This is a genomic window from Pseudomonas sp. 14P_8.1_Bac3 (genome assembly GCF_025466085.1).
In the GTDB taxonomy this organism is placed as follows: domain Bacteria; phylum Pseudomonadota; class Gammaproteobacteria; order Pseudomonadales; family Pseudomonadaceae; genus Aquipseudomonas.
Genome location: NZ_JANLOD010000041.1, coordinates 121,712 through 142,353, shown reverse-complemented (window position 1 = coordinate 142,353; position 20,642 = coordinate 121,712). Strand labels below are relative to the sequence as shown.

General features: G+C 60.4%; 20 protein-coding genes and 1 pseudogene. 9 read left to right on the top strand and 12 right to left on the bottom strand.

Translation table 11 applies throughout. From position 1 onward, the window contains the following. Positions 1-80 precede the first annotated feature (80 nt). Genes rimK through NTD84_RS12055 form a run of 3 tightly spaced genes read right to left on the bottom strand, consistent with a single transcriptional unit; the run spans position 81 to position 2,258 of the window. Positions 81-986, bottom strand: coding sequence for a 30S ribosomal protein S6--L-glutamate ligase (gene rimK, locus NTD84_RS12065; protein ID WP_007949201.1), 906 nt, complete (start codon positions 984-986; stop codon positions 81-83). Then, the gene (locus tag NTD84_RS12060; protein ID WP_262165586.1) at positions 983-1,444 is read right to left on the bottom strand and encodes an ATP-dependent zinc protease; all 462 of its coding nucleotides are present in this window, start codon (positions 1,442-1,444) and stop codon (positions 983-985) included. The genes rimK and NTD84_RS12060 overlap by 4 nt, the downstream gene beginning before the upstream one ends. Before the next feature lie 34 nt (positions 1,445-1,478). Continuing rightward, positions 1,479-2,258 carry an EAL domain-containing protein gene (locus NTD84_RS12055; protein ID WP_262165576.1) on the bottom strand — a complete coding sequence of 260 codons (780 nt, stop codon included), beginning with the start codon at positions 2,256-2,258 and terminating at the stop codon, positions 1,479-1,481. Positions 2,259-2,373: 115 nt separating this feature from the next. On the opposite strand from NTD84_RS12055, the gene NTD84_RS12050 reads away from it, so the two are divergent. Beyond that, positions 2,374-2,781 (top strand): RNA-binding S4 domain-containing protein, encoded by a 408-nt coding sequence (locus NTD84_RS12050; protein WP_262165574.1) that lies wholly within the window; start codon positions 2,374-2,376, stop codon positions 2,779-2,781. A 131-nt stretch (positions 2,782-2,912) separates the two neighbouring features. Here NTD84_RS12050 and NTD84_RS12045 read toward each other — a convergent pair whose 3' ends face one another. After that, entirely contained in the window at positions 2,913-3,713 is an 801-nt protein-coding gene (locus NTD84_RS12045; protein ID WP_262165572.1) for a phosphatase PAP2 family protein, read from the bottom strand. Between the two features lie 101 nt (positions 3,714-3,814). On the opposite strand from NTD84_RS12045, the gene hslO reads away from it, so the two are divergent. Both hslO and NTD84_RS12035 read left to right on the top strand, forming a co-directional pair. Then, positions 3,815-4,717 (top strand): Hsp33 family molecular chaperone HslO, encoded by a 903-nt coding sequence (gene hslO, locus NTD84_RS12040; protein ID WP_262165569.1) that lies wholly within the window; start codon positions 3,815-3,817, stop codon positions 4,715-4,717. A gap of 178 nt (positions 4,718-4,895) precedes the next feature. Next, positions 4,896-6,437: a phosphoenolpyruvate carboxykinase gene (locus NTD84_RS12035; protein WP_262165567.1), complete on the top strand. Its 1,542-nt coding sequence runs from the start codon at positions 4,896-4,898 to the stop codon at positions 6,435-6,437. A 179-nt stretch (positions 6,438-6,616) separates the two neighbouring features. Here the strand turns inward: NTD84_RS12035 and NTD84_RS12030 are convergent, their stop codons facing one another. The 3 genes and pseudogenes from NTD84_RS12030 to NTD84_RS12020 all read right to left on the bottom strand — a co-directional run bounded on the left by NTD84_RS12030 (position 6,617) and on the right by NTD84_RS12020 (position 8,459). Then, the gene (locus NTD84_RS12030; RefSeq protein ID WP_262165564.1) at positions 6,617-6,769 is read right to left on the bottom strand and encodes a hypothetical protein; all 153 of its coding nucleotides are present in this window, start codon (positions 6,767-6,769) and stop codon (positions 6,617-6,619) included. After that, positions 6,769-7,062 carry a hypothetical protein gene (locus NTD84_RS12025; protein WP_262165561.1) on the bottom strand — a complete coding sequence of 98 codons (294 nt, stop codon included), beginning with the start codon at positions 7,060-7,062 and terminating at the stop codon, positions 6,769-6,771. Before NTD84_RS12025 ends, NTD84_RS12030 begins: the two co-directional genes overlap by 1 nt. 373 nt (positions 7,063-7,435) lie before the next feature. Beyond that, positions 7,436-8,459, bottom strand: a pseudogene (locus tag NTD84_RS12020) (S8 family peptidase). Positions 8,460-8,729: 270 nt separating this feature from the next. Between NTD84_RS12020 and NTD84_RS12015 the strand changes: the two are divergent. From NTD84_RS12015 to NTD84_RS12000, 3 genes are all read left to right on the top strand, one after another. Then, positions 8,730-10,664 (top strand): ATP-dependent DNA helicase RecQ, encoded by a 1,935-nt coding sequence (locus NTD84_RS12015; protein ID WP_262165558.1) that lies wholly within the window; start codon positions 8,730-8,732, stop codon positions 10,662-10,664. A gap of 226 nt (positions 10,665-10,890) precedes the next feature. Beyond that, positions 10,891-12,117, top strand: a complete 1,227-nt coding sequence (locus NTD84_RS12005) for a 3-hydroxyacyl-CoA dehydrogenase (RefSeq protein WP_262165556.1) — start codon at positions 10,891-10,893, stop codon at positions 12,115-12,117. A 142-nt stretch (positions 12,118-12,259) separates the two neighbouring features. Then, the gene (locus NTD84_RS12000; RefSeq protein WP_262165553.1) at positions 12,260-12,679 is read left to right on the top strand and encodes an acyl-CoA thioesterase; all 420 of its coding nucleotides are present in this window, start codon (positions 12,260-12,262) and stop codon (positions 12,677-12,679) included. A gap of 67 nt (positions 12,680-12,746) precedes the next feature. Here the strand turns inward: NTD84_RS12000 and NTD84_RS11995 are convergent, their stop codons facing one another. The 4 genes from NTD84_RS11995 to NTD84_RS11980 form a co-directional block, all read right to left on the bottom strand. Continuing rightward, positions 12,747-13,229: a glycine zipper domain-containing protein gene (locus NTD84_RS11995; RefSeq protein ID WP_262165550.1), complete on the bottom strand. Its 483-nt coding sequence runs from the start codon at positions 13,227-13,229 to the stop codon at positions 12,747-12,749. A 271-nt stretch (positions 13,230-13,500) separates the two neighbouring features. Beyond that, positions 13,501-15,849, bottom strand: coding sequence for an FdhF/YdeP family oxidoreductase (locus NTD84_RS11990; protein ID WP_262165548.1), 2,349 nt, complete (start codon positions 15,847-15,849; stop codon positions 13,501-13,503). After that, on the bottom strand, positions 15,846-16,685 hold the full coding sequence (gene fdhD / locus NTD84_RS11985) for a formate dehydrogenase accessory sulfurtransferase FdhD (protein ID WP_262165545.1): 840 nt from the start codon (positions 16,683-16,685) through the stop codon (positions 15,846-15,848). Before fdhD ends, NTD84_RS11990 begins: the two co-directional genes overlap by 4 nt. Before the next feature lie 94 nt (positions 16,686-16,779). Next, entirely contained in the window at positions 16,780-17,667 is an 888-nt protein-coding gene (locus NTD84_RS11980; protein WP_262165542.1) for a LysR family transcriptional regulator, read from the bottom strand. Between the two features lie 139 nt (positions 17,668-17,806). On the opposite strand from NTD84_RS11980, the gene lysM reads away from it, so the two are divergent. Then, the gene (gene lysM, locus NTD84_RS11975) at positions 17,807-18,256 is read left to right on the top strand and encodes a peptidoglycan-binding protein LysM (RefSeq protein ID WP_262165539.1); all 450 of its coding nucleotides are present in this window, start codon (positions 17,807-17,809) and stop codon (positions 18,254-18,256) included. A 126-nt stretch (positions 18,257-18,382) separates the two neighbouring features. Here lysM and yrfG read toward each other — a convergent pair whose 3' ends face one another. Then, the gene (gene yrfG, locus NTD84_RS11970; RefSeq protein WP_262165536.1) at positions 18,383-19,045 is read right to left on the bottom strand and encodes a GMP/IMP nucleotidase; all 663 of its coding nucleotides are present in this window, start codon (positions 19,043-19,045) and stop codon (positions 18,383-18,385) included. 91 nt (positions 19,046-19,136) lie between these two features. Between yrfG and nudE the strand changes: the two genes are divergently transcribed. Together nudE and cysQ are read left to right on the top strand one after the other, a co-directional pair. Continuing rightward, positions 19,137-19,703 carry an ADP compounds hydrolase NudE gene (gene nudE, locus NTD84_RS11965; RefSeq protein WP_262165533.1) on the top strand — a complete coding sequence of 189 codons (567 nt, stop codon included), beginning with the start codon at positions 19,137-19,139 and terminating at the stop codon, positions 19,701-19,703. Further along, the gene (gene cysQ, locus NTD84_RS11960; protein WP_262165531.1) at positions 19,700-20,527 is read left to right on the top strand and encodes a 3'(2'),5'-bisphosphate nucleotidase CysQ; all 828 of its coding nucleotides are present in this window, start codon (positions 19,700-19,702) and stop codon (positions 20,525-20,527) included. The genes nudE and cysQ overlap by 4 nt, the downstream gene beginning before the upstream one ends. Positions 20,528-20,642 lie beyond the last annotated feature (115 nt).

Sequence of the window (20,642 nt, the reverse complement as noted above, 5' to 3'; positions counted from 1 at the left end):
TTTGGGTTTTTGGGGGGGGGGGGTTGGGGGTGGGGGGGGGGGGGGGGGCCCCCCCCCCCCCCCCCCACGATTCCTTAGACCTAACCCTTCCCCTTGGTCCGCGTCATGTTCGGCCCGCCATTCTTCTCAAGATGCTCGATGATGATCCCTGCCACATTCTTCCCGGTGGTGGTCTCGATCCCTTCCAGTCCCGGCGACGAGTTCACCTCCATCACCAACGGCCCGTGATTGGATCTCAGGATATCCACCCCCGCCACCGCCAGACCCATCACCTTCGCCGCCCGTAACGCAGTCATGCGCTCTTCCGGCGTGATCTTGATCAGGCTGGCGCTGCCGCCGCGATGCAGGTTCGAGCGAAACTCCCCGGGTTTAGCCTGACGCTTCATCGCTGCGATCACCTTGTCGCCGACCACGAAGCAGCGAATGTCCGCTCCGCCGGCCTCCTTGATGTACTCCTGAACCATGATGTTCTGCTTGAGGCCCATGAACGCCTCGATCACCGACTCCGCCGCCGTCGCGGTTTCACACAGCACCACGCCGATGCCCTGGGTACCTTCCAGCACTTTGATCACCAGCGGCGCGCCGTTGACCATGTCGATCAGGTCGGGAATGTCATCCGGCGAATGCGCAAACCCGGTAACCGGCAAACCAATGCCACGCCGGGACAACAATTGCAGCGAACGCAGCTTGTCTCGTGAGCGGGCGATCGCCACCGATTCGTTGAGCGGAAACACCCCCATCATTTCGAACTGACGCAACACCGCGCAGCCATAAAACGTTACCGACGCACCGATTCGCGGGATCACCGCATCGAAACCTTCCAGCGGCTTGCCGCGGTAGTGGATCTGCGGCTTGTGGCTGGCAATGTTCATATAGGCGCGCAGGGTGTCGATCACCACCATTTCATGGCCACGCTCGGTACCGGCTTCGACCAGACGACGGGTGGAATACAGACGCGGGTTCCGCGACAGCACAGCGATCTTCATGCAACACCTGTGGAGGAGGTAGATACCGGGAACACCGGCTTGTCTTGTACATATTTGATGCCTGGATTGACCACTAGCTGGCCGTCGATCAGGGCCTTGGAACCGAGAAGCAGGCGATATCGCATGGACTTGCGGCAGGCGAGGGTGAATTCGACCCGCCAGACCCGATCACCCAGGGCCAGGGTCGTGCTGACCACGTAACGCTTCTGCGCATGGCCGTTGGAGCTTTTAATGGTTTTCATCGTCACCAGCGGCGCCTCGCAGCGGCGGTGACGCAGTTGCACCACCGTGCCCAGGTGCGCGGTGAAGCGCACCCAGTTCTCGCCGTCGCGCTCGAACGGTTCGATATCGGTAGCATGCAGGCTGGAAGTGCTGGCGCCAGTGTCGATTTTTGCTCGCAGGCCCGCGACTCCCAAATCCGGAAGCGCCACCCACTCGCGCAGACCGACAACGGTCAAATGGTCAAATGTCTTCAATAGGAAAAACCGGCGATTAACGCGTCCATGTCTCAGGCGTTACCTGAGCCAACGCTTTGAATGCGGGCTTGGCGAACCAGTAGCCCTGCATCAGAAAAATTCCACAGTCCGCCAGGAAATCCCGTTCTCCGGCGCTTTCAATGCCTTCGGCGATGACTGTAACGTCCAACTCCGCACAGATTGTGACAACCCCTCGAACGATCGCCTGACGAACACGGTCGCGATCGACATCGCGGATCAGTGCCATGTCGAGTTTGATCAGGTCCGGTTGGAAATCAGCCAGCAGATTGAGCCCCGAGTAGCCCGCGCCGAAATCGTCGATGGCGGTCTTGAAGCCGAATTCGCGGTATTCACGCAGAATATTAGTCAAATGGCGATAGTTATCTACGTGCTCGCTTTCCAGGGTTTCGAAAATCAGCCGGTTGATCGGGAAATTGTGTTTCTTCGCGGCCTCCAGAGTGCTGCGAATACACAGTTCCGGACGGTACACGGCGTTGGGCATGAAGTTGATCGACAAGTGTGTCTGCATATTTAGATTCGCCGCACCTTCAATGGCGCGCGTCCGGCAGAGCTGGTCGAAGCGGTAGCGATTCGCTTCTGTCACCTGGTCGAGCACTGACATTGCCCCTTCGCCGGCGATGCCACGCACCAGCGCTTCATGGGCGAAGATCGATTGATCCCGCAAGTCGACGATCGGTTGGTAGGCAAAGGCAAAATTGAATCCCAGCGGCTCGCTTTGTTGGCAGCCCTGGCAAGCGCTTTGCGGCGCGGTCACTGAAGACGGAAATATAGTCACTCGAACTCTCCATGCCGGGAACCGGCCAAGTCGACAGTCTATCTGGAGGGCCGAGTTCTTGCGCCCGACAGAGAAGGTAGTACAGTTCCGACTATTGGCGGAAAGAGGAATTCAAGTGGCACAAAAACAGGAAGAGGACGACAAGGTCCGTCTCGATAAGTGGTTGTGGGCTGCGCGTTTTTATAAAACACGTGCGTTGGCCAAGGCGGCGATAGAAAGCGGCAAGGTGCATTGCCGGGGCGAGCGCTGCAAGCCCGGCAAGGAGCCGAGAATCGGCGACGAGTTTCAGATTCGCACAGGGTTCGAGGAGCGCACGGTGGTGGTCCAGGCCCTGTCGATCGTACGCCGCGGCGCGCCGGAGGCTCAGACGCTGTATGCCGAAACCGAGGCCAGCATTGCCAAGCGCGAAGCGGCCGCCGCCCTGCGCAAGGCTGGGTCGCTGGGTGTGAGCACCGATGGCAAACCGAGCAAGAAACAGCGGCGGGACTTGTTTAAGTTTCGTGGGAGCAGTAACGACGAGTAAGTCGGTTAATGCTGTGTCGTCTGGGCTGACGCATTCGCGAGTAAGCCCGCTCCCACATTAGACCGCGGTCATCTGTGGAGCAGGCTTGCTCGCGAACCGAGTGCGCCGCACTCAACCGGCAGGGAACTGAGTCAGGCGCTACGCACCACACTCATCCGTGAAACCACCGGCATCTTGCCTAGTAGCCCGAACACCGGCGCCGTCACCTTCAGGAAAAACTCCGACACGTAGTAGGCAAACGGTGTGTAGTAACCCCAACCCAGCGCCCAGACCGCCATCAGCACGCCACCGATGTAGTCGTCCTGGCCCCAATGAGCGCCGGCCACCAGGCGCGGCATCATGAACAGCAGCGCCAGTCCCCAGATCACGCAGGTCTGCCACGTCGTACGGCTGAACACCGTCATGAACAGCGCCCAGATCAACAATACCGAGGCATGGTCGCCCGGAAAACTCTGGGTCGAGCGGTCCTTCAATTCCCACGTCTTCTCGAGCGCCGGAAAGTACTCGCTCATGCGGACGGCGTTGTCGATCATCACTGACGGACTGCTGTGCTGCCAACCCATGTAACCGGCGAGTTTGGAGAACAGCATGCGGATAAACAGCAGCAACAGCAGCACCGCGAGAAAACCGAAAAATGCCCGGCGCACTTCAAGAGCCCGGAACACCCAGTCGCCCTTGATCAATAAGGTCAGGAGGATGACCCCGACCACCGCATCGAACGGTCGCAGACTTGCAATTGCCCAAATGTGTAGCCATATCGGGTTATTCGCCAGTGGCGCGTTGAGCAGGTGAAACAGCCACTCGTCGAAAAGCACACACAGCATCTGGCCCGTAGGCCATAACCAGAAAGCCAGCAGTACCAAAGGCACGAAATTGCAGAACGCCAACCGGCGGAGGTTCCACCTTGCTTGGAACAAACCCGGATTGTTCATAAAATGCCTCCCTTGGCTGAACATCGCGCACCAAAACGGTGCCGAAGAGATGATTTTCCTGTTTTGTCATCATTTTGTCATTACTTCAGATACCCAGACCTATGACCGATCTACCGGATAACGACTACACCCAACGCTTCATCTTTGATGACAGCGACACCCGCGGCGAGCTGGTTTCGTTGGAGCGCAGCTACAGCGAAGTCCTGGCCAAACACGCGTATCCGGAGCCGGTTGCACAGCTGCTCGGCGAGCTGATGGCAGCGGCGTCGTTGCTGGTTGGCACCCTGAAATTCGATGGCTTGCTGATTCTCCAGGCCCGCTCTGATGGTCCGGTGCCGCTGCTGATGATCGAGTGCTCCAGTGAGCGCGAAATCCGTGGCCTGGCCCGTTACGAAGCGGACCAGATCGCGCCCGACGCGACCCTCGCCGACTTGATGCCCAACGGCGTTCTGGCGTTGACTATCGACCCGACCCAGGGCCAGCGCTATCAGGGCATCGTCGACCTGGACGGCGATACGCTGTCGGAGTGCTTTACCAATTACTTCGTCATGTCGCAGCAGGTCGGCACACGTTTCTGGCTGTACGCCGATGGCCGCCGCGCGCGTGGTTTGTTGCTGCAGCAATTGCCCGCCGACCGTCTGAAAGACGAGGAAGAACGCGCTGCCAGTTGGCAGCATCTCACTGCATTGGGCGGCACCCTGACCGCCGATGAACTGCTCAGCCTGGACAACGAAACCGTGCTCCATCGCCTGTACCACGAAGAGCAGGTCCGGCTGTTCGATGTACAGCGATTGCGCTTCCGTTGCAGCTGCTCGCGCGAACGTTCTGCCAATGCTCTGGTCAGTTTGGGTCTGGAAGACGCCCAGGCGCTGGTCATCGAACACGGTGGCAACATCGAGATCGACTGCCAGTTCTGCAACCAGCGTTACCTGTTCGACGCCGCCGATATCGCTCAATTATTCGCCGGTGCAGGCGTCGAGACGCCGTCAGATACCCGTCACTAAAACGGTTCAGCGCAGGTAAATTCACTGGTAAGTGCCGGAATAACGCCGTTACGACGGGAGGGCCCTACTCTTTTTGGGCTTTTCTGGCATAATCCGGCCCACTTTTTAGCGGTAGTAGTGCACGACTTTCTACTACAAAACGTTTAGAGCACTCGGCCACTGGCCGACGGGGAACCTCATGACGCAAGCCAATAACGCCGTGTACACCGATCTGAGTGTCGATGATCTGGTTAAAGAAGCCCTGAGTCGCGGTGAAGGCGAGCTTGCCGACACCGGCGCGCTGGTTGTTCGCACTGGTCACCGTACCGGCCGCTCGCCAGTCGATCGTTTCATCGTCGAAGAGCCGACCACCCAGGATGCCATTGCCTGGGGCCCGATCAACCGCAAGTTCCCGGCCGACAAGTTCGACGCCCTGTGGGCTCGTGTCGAGGCGTTCAACAATGCGCAAGAGCATTTCGTTTCCCACGTGCATGTAGGCGCTGCGGAAGATCACTACCTCGCCGTGAAGATGACCACTCAGACTGCCTGGCAGAATCTGTTCGGTCGTTGCCTGTTCATCAACCCGGCCCAGTACAACCCGGCTGGCCGTGAAGAGTGGCAGGTGCTGAACGTTGCCAACTTCGAATGCGTGCCTGAACGTGATGGCACCAACTCTGATGGTTGCGTGATCCTCAACTTTGCCCAGAAGAAAGTGCTGATCGCCGGCATGCGTTACGCCGGTGAAATGAAGAAAGCCATGTTCTCGGTGCAAAACTTCCTGCTGCCGGCCTCCGACGTGTTGCCGATGCACTGCGCCGCCAACATTGGCGAAGCGGGCGATGTGACCCTGTTCTTCGGTCTGTCCGGCACCGGCAAAACCACCCTGTCCGCCGACGAAAGCCGTTACCTGATCGGTGACGACGAGCACGGCTGGGGCGAAGGCGTTGTCTTCAACATCGAGGGCGGCTGCTACGCCAAGTGCATCGACCTGTCCGAGAAAAACGAGCCAGTCATCTGGAAAGCCATCAAGCACGGTGCGGTGCTGGAAAACGTCGTTATCGATGACGCCAAGCACGCCGACTACGCCGATGTCAGCCTGACCCAGAACAGCCGCGCGGCCTACCCGCTGGAGCACGTTGCCAAGCGGTCCGAGAAAAACCTCGGTGGCGAGCCAAATGCTGTGATCTTCCTGACCTGCGACCTGACCGGCGTGCTGCCGCCAGTGTCCATCCTCAGCGAAGAACAAGCGGCCTACCACTTCCTGTCCGGCTACACCGCTTTGGTGGGCTCGACCGAAATGGGCTCCGGCAGCGGCATCAAGTCGACCTTCTCCACCTGCTTCGGCGCACCGTTCTTCCCGCGTCCGGCTGGCGAATACGCCGAGCTGCTGATCAAGCGCATCCGTGGCTTCGGCTCGAAGGTTTACCTGGTCAACACCGGCTGGACCGGCGGCGGCTACGGCGTCGGCAAACGCTTCAACATCCCGACCACTCGCGGCGTGATCGCAGCGATCCAGAGCGGCGCGTTGATCGGTGCTGAAACCGAACACCTCGATACCATCAACCTCGACGTGCCATTGACCGTACCGGGCGTTGAGACTGGCCTGTTGAACCCGCGTAACACCTGGGCCGACAAGGCTGCTTACGATGAAGCGGCGAAAGCGCTGGCCGGTTTGTTCGTCGAGAACTTCAAGAAGTTTGAAGTGAGCGACGCGATCAAGGCTGCAGGGCCGAAGTTGTAAGATTTCTCCTGCAATGAAAAAGCCGCCCTTCGGGGCGGCTTTTTTGTGGGCGCTGGCAAATGGAATTCATGATGTTATCCCGGTCAGTTAATGCCGAGGGGCGCCAAACAACCCGCATCAGCGCGCCCGTTGACGTGTTGCATCGCACTTGGCAGCAAAGTTTCGTCGTGCCTCGTCACTCACGAGCCCTTCATTCCTTGTTGGGCGAATTTGAGCAGGTCGCAGCCGTCCTGAGTCGGGTGGGGGATGTCTTCGATGTCGCGTGTACTCAGGCGCACCGCGTCATCGTTCTTCGCGAGCAGGCCAGCTTCCACGGGGGTTTGGTTGGGCATTAATCCGTGCTGATTTTTGGCAGGCGCTGGCGGGCGACGTCGAGGAGTTCGTTGCCGTCCTGGGTCAGCAGGTACAACGCGCTGATGATGTTCGGGATGTCGCTGGCGTCCGCCTGTTTGAAACAAAGGCAATATAAGGTTTCAAGCAGGTCGCCGGCAGCACGGATGCGTTGGTGCGCCGCGTCGAGGATCTCGTGGGGCTCGGCCTCGGTGTCGATGACCAGCACCGGTGTGTCGCTGTAGCTGGTTTTAAGGGGGCGATAGCGGGCTGTAAGCGGATCGGGCATGTTCATCAAAGTCAGTCCTTTGGGGGAGTCGGGCAGTCTCGCCGGCAGGCCGATGCACTGTTTTCAGCCGCGGGAAAAACTATGCAGGGACCGACGCGCAGCGGCAATACGGCTGCAATCGACAGGATTCGTAGGGGGTTTTACTGGTTTTTGGGGAATGGCCCTACACACGCTCGGCGTTTTACACAGCAAAACCTCCATTGGTGAAATTTCCCGCGGGTTGGTTAGGCGAATCGCTACCGACCTGAGTTGCGCGTGCGTCAGACGCCGTAGGGCGTTTCGTGATGTCCATTACCTGTTTGAAGGGAATTGGCGGCGGGTGGCGGTGTTGCTGCGCCAGGTTGCAAGCCCTGCTGGCGCAGTCCACACCGCTGTGGGGTCAGTCGAGGGCGGATTCCGGAGCCTCGCGCGAAGCCGCTTCAAGATCCAGCAAGCCTCGACCGTAGGCTTCGCTGTTCGCATAAATCCCGGTGCGGTTCGCGGTTGCCAATAGGCGGTCGCGAACTTGCTGCGCGGTGAGTCCGGGGTAGCGACTGTGCAAGGCCGCCAAGGCACCGCTGACCATCGCCACTGCCGGTGGTCAGCAGGCCCTGCCCGGCACCCGAATCACCGCCCGGCACCGCGATGCACCAGGCTGCCGCCACGCCGCAATAGTTGGATTTGGCATTGATGGCGCTGCCGTCGCTTTTCAATGCAACCACCGCGATCCAGCCCTTTTCCAGCTCGGGCAGGGCGAGTGGCAATCCGGGTTCGGCCAAGGGTTCCCGTTTCAGTTCGTTACCCGTAGGGAACACAAATACCGCGCCGTCCTCGACCAGTTTTCGAGCGGCTTGCAGCGAGTCGGGCATGACCTGTTTGTAACGTGCCTCATTGATCTCTGTCGCCGGAATGGCATTGGCCCATGAGTTGTTGAAGATGCGCGTCCCCTTGTCGAAGCCGGCCTGCCAGGATTTGGCGATTTCCGTATCGAAGAAAAACGGTTCGTTGTCATCGCCGAAACGGAAGGGGACCAGCTGCGCGTTGAAGGCGACGCCGTGCATGCCCTGGTCGTCCTTGTTGGCGGCGAGAATCCCGGCCATCTGGGTGCCGTGACCGATCCGGTCGAAGGTGCCGTCACGGTTCTCGACATAATCGAAACCCGGATCATGGATTCTTCCCCGGAATTCCGGCAAGCCGCTGTTCAGGCCGGAGTCGATCAGCGCAACAGCCACGCCCTGGCCGGTGCCGCCGCGGGCATACAGGCTGGACGCATTGATCACGGCCAGGCCCGGTTGCCGTTGATATTCCGGGGTCTCGAACGCGGTGGTGTCGAGGGACGGTTGCGTGGGATTCGTCAGGCAACCGCTTAGCAAAAACGGCAATGCCAGCACGGGAGCGAGCAAAAAAACGGGTTGTTGAAACATATTCGTTCCTTGATGAATGTCCGCGCGCATCCGGCGGTCTTGCCGTAATGAACAGGGCGCGGAGTTGTTGATCCAGAAGGCGAACCTTACCGGCGGAACGGGGGAGAGCGGCAGGGAGGCAAAGTGCCCCGTGTGTTTCATCCTGTGGCGAAGGCTGCGCCGGGCGGACGCTGTATCATCCCGTATCGTTTTTGCCCCCGACCTTTTCTCGACTCGCTGCGATCGCCGACTAGGCTTTGGGCTTCGCAGCGGTCAACGGAGTGACAGCTTATGCACAACACCCTGGAACAGGTTTTCGGTTATCCACAGTTTCGGCCCGGCCAGGAGGCGGCAATCAGTGCGGTGCTTGGCGGGCGCTCGGCGGCGGCGATTTTCCCCACCGGTTCCGGCAAATCCCTTTGTTACCAATTGCCGGCCGTGTTGCTGCCGCACCTGACATTGGTGGTTTCACCGCTGTTGGCGTTGATGCAGGATCAATTGGCGTTCCTGCAACGCCATGGCATTGCCGCGGGCAGCATCGATTCCGCGCAAAGTCGCGATGACGCCAATGACGTAATGGCCCGCGCCAGGTCCGGCGAGTTGAAGATCCTGATGATTTCCGTGGAGCGCCTGAAGAACGAGCGCTTCCGCAATTTCCTGCAGCAGGTGCCGATCTCGCTGCTGGTGGTGGACGAGGCGCATTGCATCTCAGAGTGGGGTCATAACTTCCGCCCCGACTACCTGAAGCTCCCGGACTATCAACGTCAGTTCAATATCCCTCAGGCGTTGTTGCTCACGGCCACGGCGACGCCCAAGGTGATCGCGGACATGGAAGCCAAATTCGCCATCGCCGCGGAAGATGTGGTGACCACCGGCTTCTACCGCCCGAACCTGAATTTGCTGGTCGAGCCGATACGCGGCCAGGACAAGCGACGACGGCTGGTTGAATGGATGAGCGAACGTCCCGGCCAGCCGAGCATCGTCTACGTCACCCTGCAGAAAACCGCCGAGCACATCGCCGAACATTTGGGCCGCAACGGCATTCAGGCCGAGGCCTATCACGCCGGTTTGCCCCACGAGCAACGGGAAGCGATCCAGAAGCGCTTCATGGGCGGGCAGTCCAATTGCATCGTCGCAACCATCGCTTTCGGCATGGGCATCGACAAGAGTGATATCCGCAACGTCGTGCATTTCGATTTGCCGAAATCCATCGAGAACTACAGTCAGGAAATCGGCCGTGCCGGGCGTGACGGGCAGCCCTCGGACTGCCTGGTCCTGGCCAACCGCGACAGCCTCAACGTGCTGGAAAATTTCGTCTACGGCGATACACCGGAGCGCGACGGCATCCGCTGTGTGCTCGATGAGCTACAGGCCGCAGCGCCGGACGGGCAGTGGGAGTTTCTGCTGGGGCCGTTGGCCGACCAGAGCAACATTCGCCAGTTGCCGCTCAAGACCCTGCTGGTGCAGTTGGAGCTGCGCCGAATCATTGCACCGCGCTACGCCTATTATGCCGAGTACCGTTTCAAGTACCTGCATGAGCCAGACGCCTTGCTCGCCCGTTTCGAGGGGGAGCGCAGGGACTTCGTGGCAGCGATCATCCAGACCTCCGCCCGTGCCCGGAGTTGGGCAACGGTGAATTTCGACGCGCTGTACGAGCAGTATTCCGCCGAACGCAATCGGGTGGTGAAGGCGCTGGATTATTTCCAGGAGAAGGGCTGGGTCGAGCTTGAAAGCAAGCAGATGACCGAGGTTTACAGCGTGCTGCAAAGCGGCCTCGACACTCAGGCGTTAAGCGCCGAGCTGCACGCTTATTTTACTCGGCACGAACGCTCCGAGGTCGCGCGGATTCACGCCATGCTCGACCTGTTCGCCACTGACCGGTGCCTGGGTTATCGCCTGGCCGAGTATTTCGGTGACGACAACGCGCCGCAGCAGTGCGGGCACTGTTCGGTGTGTCATGGGCAGGTGGCGCGGCTACCCGCGCCACCGGAGTTGCCGGCGCTAGTGGATAAAAACTTTGAAGCGTTGTGCGGTGATTTTATCCACAGGCACGAACAGCACACGGGCGATGTTCCTTCCGCCGAACGTATGACACGGTTTTTGTGCGGGATCAGCGTACCGCTGTTCACCAAGCTCAAGGCGCGGTCGATTCCGGGGTTCGCGGCGCTGGAGGATTATCCTTATGGCGATGTGCGGCAGTGGGCTGCGGCGCATTTTCCCGTTTGAACCAAGCCAGTGTGGGAGCGGGCTTGCTCGCGAATACGGAGTGTCATTCAACATTGATATTGGCTGACGTACCGCCTTCGCGAGCAAGCCCGCTCCCACAGGGACCTCTCGACAGCTGAGGCAAATCCATCTGCTGAATGTCCCCCATCACAGGAATAAATTTCAAAAAAACGTGGCGGCTGACTATGGTGGGGACTGTCTTTGGATCGCCAACAAGAGAACAACGATGAGCCAGACACCGTTCAACATTCAGCGCGCCGCCGTCATCGGAGCGGGCACCATGGGCCGTGGCATTGTCATGTGCCTGGCCAACGCCGGGGTTCCGGTGCAGTGGGTCGATAACAATCCGCAGATGCTCGAGCAGGCGCTGGCCACGGTCGCTGAGACCTGCGCGCACAACGTGCGTCAGGGCCGGATCGATCAAGCCGAGGCGGATGCTCGTATTGCACGGGTCACGGCGGCTGCCGATTACGCCGCGATCCGCGATGTCGATCTGGTGATTGAAGCGGTTTACGAAAACCTCGAGCTCAAGCAGAAAATCTTCCGCGAGCTGGATGGCCTGCTCAAACCAGAGGCCATTCTGGCGAGCAACACGTCGGCGCTGGATATCGACGCGATTGCCGCCGCCACCCGCCGTCCGCAACAAGTGCTGGGCCTGCACTTCTTCAGCCCCGCGCACATCATGAAATTGCTGGAAATCGTTCGTGGGGCACAGACCGCGCCGGCAGTGCTGGACGCCGCGCTGGAGCTGGGCAAACGCATGGGCAAGGTCAGTGTGGTGTCGGGCAACTGCGAGGGTTTCATCGGCAACCGCATGCTCAATACCTATGTGCTTGAAGCGCGCAAAATGCTGCTTGAGGGCGCCTCTCCCCATCAAGTCGACGCGGCGCTGCAGGGCTTCGGTTTTGCCATGGGGCCGTTTCGCATGTTCGATGTGGTCGGCATCGACCTGCAATGGCGTGCCCGGGAACTGGCAGGCGTTGGTCAGGATGCGCCACAGGTTCAGGTGGATAACCGTTTGTGCGAACTGGGCCGTTTCGGCCAGAAGAGTGGCAACGGTTATTACCACTACGAACCGGGCAGTCGTCAGGCCGAGCACGATGTGGAGGTGGATGCGCTGGTGCTGCAGGTCAGCGAAGGGTTGGGCTTCCAGCGTCGCGAGATCGGCCCTGAGGAGATCCTGGAGCGCTGTCTGCTGGCCTTGGTCAATGAGGGGGCAAAGATTCTTCAGGAAGGTGTAGCGGCGTCGGCCCATGACATCGACCTGGTGTATCTCAATGGGTATGGCTTCCCGGCGGACAAGGGCGGGCCGATGGCCTGGGCGGATCAGCAGGGATTGGCGAATATTCATCAGCGGCTGCTGGCGCTGGAGACCCGGCAGGGGGATCACTGGCAGCCGGCGCGGTTGATCGGGGAGTTGGCAGCGGCGGGGAAGGGGTTTGCTGATCGCTGATGATGAATTGACTGTGCTGACGCATTCGCCGGCAAACCAGCTCCTGCAGAATTCCCGCAGTCCTGTAGAAGCTGGCTTGCCAGCGATGATCGCAACACGGTTTCGCCATAGACTGGCAACTTAACCTCAGGAACCCGCCCCGATGCCTCTACGCGCCGACTACCCACACTTCCAGCCCATCACCACCCGCTGGCACGACAACGATGCCTATGGCCACGTCAACAACGTCACCTACTACAGCTTCTTCGACACGGCGGTGAACACCTACCTGATCGAGGTCGGCGGCCTGGATATTCACGACGGCGATGTCGTGGGATTTGTCGTGAGTTCGGCGTGTGATTACTTTGCTTCCATTGCTTTCCCGGACCGGATCGAAATCGGTGTGCGCGTGGGCAAGTTGGGCAACAGTTCGGTGCAGTACGAGCTGGCGGTGTTCAAGGCGGGTGAGGACGAAGCCTGCGCGGCGGGGCGTTTCGTGCACGTGTTCGTCGATCGGCTTTCCAACCAGCCGGTGGCGATTCCTGCCGGTTTGCGCGGGGCGCTGGAGCGATTGGTGGTTTGACGGGCAAAAAAATCGCAGCCCTGAGGCTGCGATTGTTTGATCTACCCGTCGACGAGGCAATCAAGCCTCAGTCGCGATAGTGATGATGCTTGCGGTGTCCATAGGCATGACCACGGCCTGGATGGCCTTTGCGGTAGTAGCGGCGGTCGTCATGACCGCCGCGATAGGAGCGACGATCATCGTCTTCATCGCTCTTGTTGCCCATGTAGTTACCCAGCGCGCCACCGGCGCCACCGCCGGCTGCGGAGCCGATCAGGCTGCCGGTGCTGCCGCCGAGGCTGCGACCGACCACGTTACCGCCTGCTGCGCCCAACGCACCGCCAATGGCCGCTTCGCCACGGCTGCGTTTGTCTGCGCCGACTGCGCTACCACCCGCGCCGCCCAGGGCTGCGCCAATGGTCGAACCTGTGTTGCCGCCTAACGATTGACCGACGACCGAGCCCAAAACCCCGCCCAATGCGCCGCCCACACCTGCTTCGGTGGTGCCTCCGGCAGAAGCGAAGCCACTGACCAGGCCAAGAGACAACAAGAGAATCGAGGAGAACTTCATAGAGGAACCTCAAGGGGATGACGGCGCGATCCTGAGGCCCGGTGATAGTGGTGACAATCGAAATCCGACGAGTAACACGACTTGTACACAATTCTATAAGTTACTGTTTTTTGGGCGGAACTTAACAGTTTTTCGCCGGTCTTTAGCTACTTCGGAATGGCCGTTTTTGTGAGAAAACGGCCTTTTTTGTGGGCGGTCGGAAAGTGCTCGGTCGAGACAGTTGTTTAATGTTGGACCGCTTTCGCGAGCAAGTCGAAGAGGCCGGACCTGCTTACGCCGATTTAGCCAGAATCAACCCGGTCTCACTCGCCGCTTCCAGCCGGATCGCCACAAACTTCGACGTCGGCGTATGGCTGCCATCCCCGGTGCTTTCCAGCGGCACCAGCGGGTTCACTTCCGGGTAATACGCCGCCGCCTGCCCGGCAGGAATATCAAATGCCAGCAGCGTGAAGCCCTTCACTCGACGCGTTACCCCATCGTCCCAGATCGACACGATGTCGGCCTTTTGCCCTGGCTTGAAGCCCAGGCGGATAATGTCGGCTTCATTGACGAACAACACGTCGCGCTGACCTTTCACGCCGCGATAGCGGTCATTGAGGCCATAGATCGTGGTGTTGTACTGATCGTGGGAGCGCATCGATTGCATGATCAGATCCGGCAACACGCCCGTGGCGCGGGTGCGTTCGTGCACCAGGTCCTTGGGCAAGACGTTCGGGCGGAAATTGGCCCGACCTGATGCGGTGTTCCACTTGCGGGCACCGGCGCTGTTGCCCAGGTAAAAGCCACCCGGATTCTTGATCTTCTCGTTGAAGTCCTTGAAGTTGGGAATGGTGTCGGCAATCAGGTCGCGGATACGGCGGTAGTCCGCCACCAACCAGTTCCAGTCCACCGGATGGCTGCCCAGAGTGGCTGCCGCGATGCCGGCCAGAATCGCGGGCTCCGAGCGCATCTGGTTCGACAGCGGCTCCAGCTGACCGTTGGAGGCGTGGACCATACTGAACGAGTCCTCCACGGTCACCGCTTGAGGGCCTTCGGTTTGCCGGTCGATATCGGTCCGGCCCAGGCATGGCAGGATCAGCGCGTCTTTACCGTGGGCCAGGTGACTGCGGTTGAGCTTGGTGCTGATCTGCACGGTTAGGTCGCAATTGCTCAGGGCCTGGAAGGTCCGCGGACTGTCTGGCGTGGCCTGGGCAAAATTGCCACCCAGGGCGACGAACACTTTTGCCCGGCCTTCGGCCATGGCGTGGATCGCCTCGACCACGTTGTGGCCGTTTTCCCGCGGCACCTTGAACTGAAAGCGACGTTCCAGGGCATCGAGGAATGCCACCGGCGGGCGCTCGTTGATGCCCATCGTGCGGTCGCCCTGCACATTACTGTGGCCGCGCACCGGGCACAGCCCTGCGCCCGGCCGGCCGATGTTGCCGCGCAGCAACATCAGGTTGGCGATTTCCTGGATGGTCGCCACCGAGTGCCGATGCTGGGTGATACCCATCGCCCAGCACATGATGACGTTCTTGCCTTTGGCGTACATCCGCGCCGCTTTTTCGATCTCGACCAGGGGCAAGCCGGATTGCTCGACGATCTGCTCCCACGAGGTGTCATCGACGACGCCCAGGTAGTCCAGCACGTTGACGCTGTGTTCATTGAGGAAGTCGTGGTCGAACACCGCAGGCTCACCGGCCTTTTGCGCATCGCGCTCCCATTGCAGCAGGAACTTGGCCATGCCGCGCATGATCGCCATGTCGCCGCCCAGTGCCGGACGGAAGTACGCGGTGTTGGTCGGCTTGTCTCCATTGGTGAGCATTTCGATCGGGTGTTGCGGGTGCTGGAAACGTTCCAGGCCGCGCTCTTTCAGCGGGTTGATGCACACCACCTGCGCACCGCGTTTCACCGCTTCGCGCAGAGGTTCGAGCATCCGTGGGTGGTTGGTGCCGGGGTTCTGGCCCCAGACGAAAATCGCGTCCGCGTGTTCGAAGTCATCGAAGGTCACGGTGCCTTTGCCGACGCCGACACTCTGCGACAGCGCGACGCCGCTGGCCTCGTGGCACATGTTCGAGCAGTCGGGGAAATTGTTGGTGCCGTAGGCGCGCACGAACAATTGATAGAGGAACGCTGCTTCGTTGCTGGCTCGGCCCGAGGTGTAGAACTCGGCCTGATCCGGGCTCGACAAACCTTGCAGGTGCTTGGCGATCAGGGCAAACGCATCGTCCCAGCTGATCGGCTGGTAGCGATCGGTTTCGGCGTTGTAGCGCAGTGGTTCGGTCAGGCGACCCTGATATTCAAGCCAGTAGTCGCTCTGCTCCAGCAACTGAGTGACGCTGTGTTTGGCAAAGAACTTACCGTCGACACGCCGTTTGGTCGCTTCCCAGTTCACCGCTTTGGCGCCGTTCTCACAGAACGCCACCATGCCGGCTTCATTGGAATCACCCCAGGCACAACCGGGGCAGTCGAAGCCGCCGTTCTTGTTGGTCTTGAGCATCATGCGCAGGTTTTTCAGCGCGTTGTCGCTGGTCAACCAGGCCTGGGCAACGCTGATCAGCGCGCCCCAGCCACCGGCCGGGCCTTTATAAGGCTTGTAACGAGGGACAGGTGTCTGATCGGCTTGACGGTGTTGACTCACGCTTGATTCTCCAACGCTGGGCTGTAGACCCGCGGCGCATTCTTCTGGGGCAAATGGATAAGGTTGAGGTTGTGGCGACGGGCCCATTGCACGGCAAGGCCCGTGGGCGACGACAGACTGACCAGGGTCTGGATGCCGGCGCGCAAGACTTTCTGGATCAATTCGAGGCTGCAACGGCTGGTGACAATCGCCAGGCCGCCGGTGGTCGGGATGTTCTGGCGGATCAGCCCGCCGATCAGCTTGTCGAGGGCGTTGTGCCGGCCGATGTCTTCGCGACCCAGCAGCAATTCGCCGTCGGCGTTCATGAACACTGCCGCATGCACCGCGCCGCAATGCTGACCCAACGGCTGGAATGCACCGATGCGCTGGCGCAAACCGTCGAGCCATTCGGCCGGAGGCAGGGGCGCGCCGGGCAACACTTTGAGGTCCGGCAGCGCCTGCTCGACCGCCTCCACACCACAGAGCCCGCAGCCGCTGGTGCCGGCCAGCTGCCGACGCTGTTGCTTGAGGTTCCAGAACGCGCGGTTGGCGATAGTCACCTGCGCGTATTGCGCCGAGCCCGAGCCGCTGAGTTGCAGGTCATAAATGTCAGAGGCCTCTTCGATGATGCCGCTGCCAAGGCTGAAACCAACGATGAAGTCTTCAAGGTCCGTCGGCGTCACCAGCATCACCGCCTGACTGATGCCGTTGTAGGCAATCGCCAGCGCAACTTCTTCGGCGAGCGCGGTGCTCGCCGATTCAGTGTACTGAAGGTCACAAAAACTGTAGGTCTGGCTTGCGTCTGGCGCGGGCGTTTCGAGAGCGGGCGCCGCGCAGGTAGGGCGCTTGGCGTTCATGGGGCATCACCGACGGTTTGGTCAGCTTTAAGCCTAGGCGCGTCAACATGTCGCGTCTAATCGCTATTACTGATCTGCCGATAGATGACGTCGATCAAGAGTCTGCTGGCGATTTGTGATAGATCGCGAAACATGCCTCTGCCAGCGCCGAGCGCGGCGCGCTGCGACGCATGATCAGCCCCAGCCGGCCAAGGGTCTGGGCGTTTTCGATCGGTTGCAGGCGCAGATGGTCGGTCAGGTTTTCCAGACCACCTTCCAGCGGCATCACCGCGCAGCACAAGCCTCCGTGCACCGCTTGCAACAATTGATGCACGGCGTCGGTCTGCAACAGCGGTTGCGGGCTGAGGCCGCGGCTGTGGAAGTTGTGGTCGATGGACTGGCGGAAATGCATGCCGCTGGTGAGCATGCCCAGCGGCAGTTCGATCAGCGACTCCCAGGTCAGCGGTGCTTCGCCGAAAGTGAAAAAACGCTGATCGTAGAGCAGGCCCATGCGGGTTTCGCTGAAGGCCAGGGAGTCGAAGCGGTCGGTATCCAGCCGCTCCAGGTACGACACACCGAGGTCCAGACGATTGTTCGCCAGTTGTTCGAGAATCTGCTCGGAACTCAGCGCCGAGAGTTCGAAGCGCAGATTCGGGTGTTCGGCGTGCAGGCGTTGCATCAGGGGCAGCGGGTCAAAACTCGACAACGGCACCACGCCCAGCCGTAGCGTACCGACCAGGTTACCGCGACAGGCCGCGGCCTCGGCCTGCAAGCCGTCATAGGCCGCCAGCACCGTGCGGGCCCAGGCCAGCACCCGCTCGCCCGGCGCGGTAAAGCCTTCGAAGCGCTGGCCACGGTTTACCAATGGCAAGTCCAGCTCTTCTTCAAGGCTGCGCAGGCGCATGGACAGCGTGGGCTGGGTGATGTGACAGCGCGCCGCGGCCTGGCCGAAATGCCGGGTTTCATCGAGGGCGACGAGGAATTTCAGCTGCTTGATGTCCATCTTCGCTCCAGGGCGCGGTCAGGTCGCGATTCTAGCGCCTGGGGATCAGTGGCGTCATTGGTCGGGTTGGATCCGAGTATGGCGACCTTGGTCTAGGCTTTTGCCTCTGGACCCCCTTTTATTCCATGGAGAGCACACGATGAGCCTTTACAGTTTCTTAAAAGACGCCGGTGAAAAAATCCTCCAGGCGCTGACGCCGGACAAGGCAGAGGCCAACAGTGACGCGCTGACCCAGCATGTGAAGGACGCGTTGACGGGGATTGATACTTCCAAGATTCAGGTCAAGGTCGAGGGCGACAAAGTCATCGCCAGTGGCGAAGCCGCGACCCAGGAAGAGAAAGAAAAAATCCTCCTGTCGCTGGGCAACGTCGCCGGTGTCAGTGGTGTTGAAGACCAGATCACCGTGACCGGGCCGGTGGTTACGGCCGCGGAGTTTGTGGTGGTGCAGAAGGGCGACACCCTTAGCGCGATTTCCCTGCGGGTGTACGGTGACGCCAACAAGTATCAAAAGATCTTTGATGCCAACAAGCCGATGCTGAAAGACGTGAACAAGATTTATCCGGGGCAGTCGTTGCGAATTCCGAAGTAAGGCTCCAGACCGTGTGATGGCTATCGCGAGCAGGCTCGCTCCTACAGGTTTTGTGTCGTATGCACTGTTTGTGAACGACATAAATCCTGTAGGAGCCGAGCTTGCTCGCGATGCAGGCGACACGGTCTAAAGCCCGGCAATCAGCTCCCGATAATCCACCACCGCCGCAAACTCCGCGGTGTCCTTCGGCCCCTTGCGGCTGTCCGGCTCGCGCACGGCCAACAGATGCGCCACGCCGAAATCCCGCGCACTGCGCAGGATCGGCAGGGTGTCGTCAATAAACAGGCTGCGCGTCGGATCAAAGTCGATATCCGCCTGCAGCGCCTCCCAGAACTGCGGGTTCTCCTTGGGGAAGCCGTAGTCATGCGAGCTGATCAAGCGCTCGAAGTACGGTGCCAGTTCGATGCGTTCCAGTTTCAGTGACAGGGAATCGCGATGGGCATTGGTGATCAGTACCACGCGCTTGCCGGCCTGCTTGATCGCGGCCAGGAAGGTGTCAGCATCCGGGCGCAAGGCAATCAGGTGTGCGGTTTCCAGTTTCAGTTCGCGCACCGGCAGCTTCAGTTCGGCGCTCCAGAAATCCAGGCAATACCATTGCAACTGGCCGGCGTTGCGTTCGAACAGCGGCTGCAACTCCATTTCCGCCATCGCCCGGCTCACCCCGTGCAATTCGGCGTAACGCTGGGGCAGGTGCTCCAGCCAGAAATGGTTGTCGAAGTGCAGGTCCAGCAGGGTGCCGTCCATGTCCAGCAGAACGGTGTCGATGTCGCGCCATGGCAGCAGTGACATAAAAAAACGTCTCCAACGGTAAAAAAGATATCCGGGGCCAACAATCAGGATAGGCCGGGTATAGTAACGCGTTCACGCCAAGGAGCTTTTCATGCGCCAGAAACCCACCATCCTCGCCCGCGAGATCGTCGCCACCAGCCGTTTGTTTTGCGTCGAGGAGCTGAAACTGCGCTTTTCCAACGGCGTGGAGCGCACTTACGAGCGGCTGGTCGGCAAGGGCGCCGGGTATGGCGCGGTGATGATCGTGGCGATGCTCGATACGGATCACGCGGTGCTGGTCGAGGAATATTGCGGCGGTACTGATGAATACGAACTGTCGCTGCCCAAAGGCTTGATCGAGCCGGGTGAGGACGTGCTGGCGGCGGCGGAGCGCGAGCTCAAGGAAGAGGCCGGGTATGGCGCGCGGCAGTTGGAGCATCTGACCGAACTGTCGTTGTCCCCCGGTTACATGAGCCAGAAAATCCAGGTGGTGCTGGCGACGGATCTGTACGAAGAACGTCTGGAAGGCGACGAGCCCGAGCCGATGGGCGTGGACAAGATCAATCTGCGCGAGCTGTCGGCGCTGGCGCAGAACCCGAAGTTTACCGAAGGTCGGGCCTTGGCGGCGTTGTACCTGGCCCGCGACCTGCTGACCCAGCGCGGGGCGTTCCTGCCATGAGCTACCCGCATCCGTTGATGGCGCCGGTGGTTGAACTGGCGTTGCAGGCTGGCGACGCGATTCTGCCGTTCTGGCGCACCGGCACCGCTGTGACGTCCAAGGCCGACGATTCACCGGTCACCGCGGCCGACCTGGCGGCGCATCATTTGATCCTGGCCGGGCTGACTGCGCTGGACCCGAGCATTCCGGTGTTGTCCGAAGAAGACGCCGATATTGCGCAGAGCGTGCGTGCCGGTTGGCAGCGCTGGTGGCTGGTCGATCCGCTGGACGGCACCAAGGAATTTATCAGCGGCAGCGAAGAGTTCACCGTCAATATCGCCCTGATCGAAAACGGCCAGGTGGTGTTCGGTGTGGTATCGATGCCGACCAATGGGCGCTTCTATGTCGGTGGCGCCGGATTCGGTGCGTGGCGTGGCGACAAGGGTGCGGCGCCAGTGGCAATTCAGGTGCGAAATGTTCTGGCGCCCGGTCAATCGTTCACCGTGGTCGCCAGTCGCCGTCATTCCAGCCCGGAACAAGAGCGCTTGCTGGCCGGGTTGAGTGCGAGCCTGGGCGAACTGCAATTGACCACTATCGGCAGCTCATTGAAGTTTTGTTTGCTGGCCGAAGGCGCGGCGGATTGTTATCCGCGCCTGGCGCCGACGTCGCAGTGGGACACGGCGGCGGCTCAAGGCGTGCTCGAAGGGGCAGGCGGTGAGGTGCTGGATCTGAACGGCGCGCCGTTCTGTTATCCGGCGCGGGAATCGTTGTTGAATGAGTTCTTTTTGGCGTTGCCGGCCAAAGCTGCGTGGCGCGAGAAACTGTTGGAGTTGGCGCGTTCGTGAATGACGGCTGCTGTGCAGCCGATCGCCAGCAGGCTGGCTCCCACAGTTGATCTCCGTTGCCAGTAGATTTTGTGTACGACAGAACCCCAATGTGGGAGCGAGCCTGCTCGCGATA

Excerpts from the sequence above, each read along its gene's own strand:
- fdhD (WP_262165545.1), bottom strand. The coding sequence starts at position 16,685 with ATGAACGCCAAGCGCCCTACCTGCGCGGCGCCCGCTCTCGAAACGCCC.
- NTD84_RS12015 (WP_262165558.1), top strand. The coding sequence starts at position 8,730 with ATGCACAACACCCTGGAACAGGTTTTCGGTTATCCACAGTTTCGGCCC.
- yrfG (WP_262165536.1), bottom strand. The coding sequence starts at position 19,045 with ATGTCACTGCTGCCATGGCGCGACATCGACACCGTTCTGCTGGACATG.
- rimK (WP_007949201.1), bottom strand. The coding sequence starts at position 986 with ATGAAGATCGCTGTGCTGTCGCGGAACCCGCGTCTGTATTCCACCCGT.
- NTD84_RS12000 (WP_262165553.1), top strand. The coding sequence starts at position 12,260 with ATGCCTCTACGCGCCGACTACCCACACTTCCAGCCCATCACCACCCGC.
- lysM (WP_262165539.1), top strand. The coding sequence starts at position 17,807 with ATGAGCCTTTACAGTTTCTTAAAAGACGCCGGTGAAAAAATCCTCCAG.
- NTD84_RS12030 (WP_262165564.1), bottom strand. The coding sequence starts at position 6,769 with ATGCCCAACCAAACCCCCGTGGAAGCTGGCCTGCTCGCGAAGAACGAT.
- NTD84_RS12025 (WP_262165561.1), bottom strand. The coding sequence starts at position 7,062 with ATGAACATGCCCGATCCGCTTACAGCCCGCTATCGCCCCCTTAAAACC.
- hslO (WP_262165569.1), top strand. The coding sequence starts at position 3,815 with ATGACCGATCTACCGGATAACGACTACACCCAACGCTTCATCTTTGAT.
- NTD84_RS12005 (WP_262165556.1), top strand. The coding sequence starts at position 10,891 with ATGAGCCAGACACCGTTCAACATTCAGCGCGCCGCCGTCATCGGAGCG.
- cysQ (WP_262165531.1), top strand. The coding sequence starts at position 19,700 with ATGAGCTACCCGCATCCGTTGATGGCGCCGGTGGTTGAACTGGCGTTG.
- NTD84_RS12045 (WP_262165572.1), bottom strand. The coding sequence starts at position 3,713 with ATGAACAATCCGGGTTTGTTCCAAGCAAGGTGGAACCTCCGCCGGTTG.
- NTD84_RS11980 (WP_262165542.1), bottom strand. The coding sequence starts at position 17,667 with ATGGACATCAAGCAGCTGAAATTCCTCGTCGCCCTCGATGAAACCCGG.
- nudE (WP_262165533.1), top strand. The coding sequence starts at position 19,137 with ATGCGCCAGAAACCCACCATCCTCGCCCGCGAGATCGTCGCCACCAGC.
- NTD84_RS11995 (WP_262165550.1), bottom strand. The coding sequence starts at position 13,229 with ATGAAGTTCTCCTCGATTCTCTTGTTGTCTCTTGGCCTGGTCAGTGGC.
- NTD84_RS12035 (WP_262165567.1), top strand. The coding sequence starts at position 4,896 with ATGACGCAAGCCAATAACGCCGTGTACACCGATCTGAGTGTCGATGAT.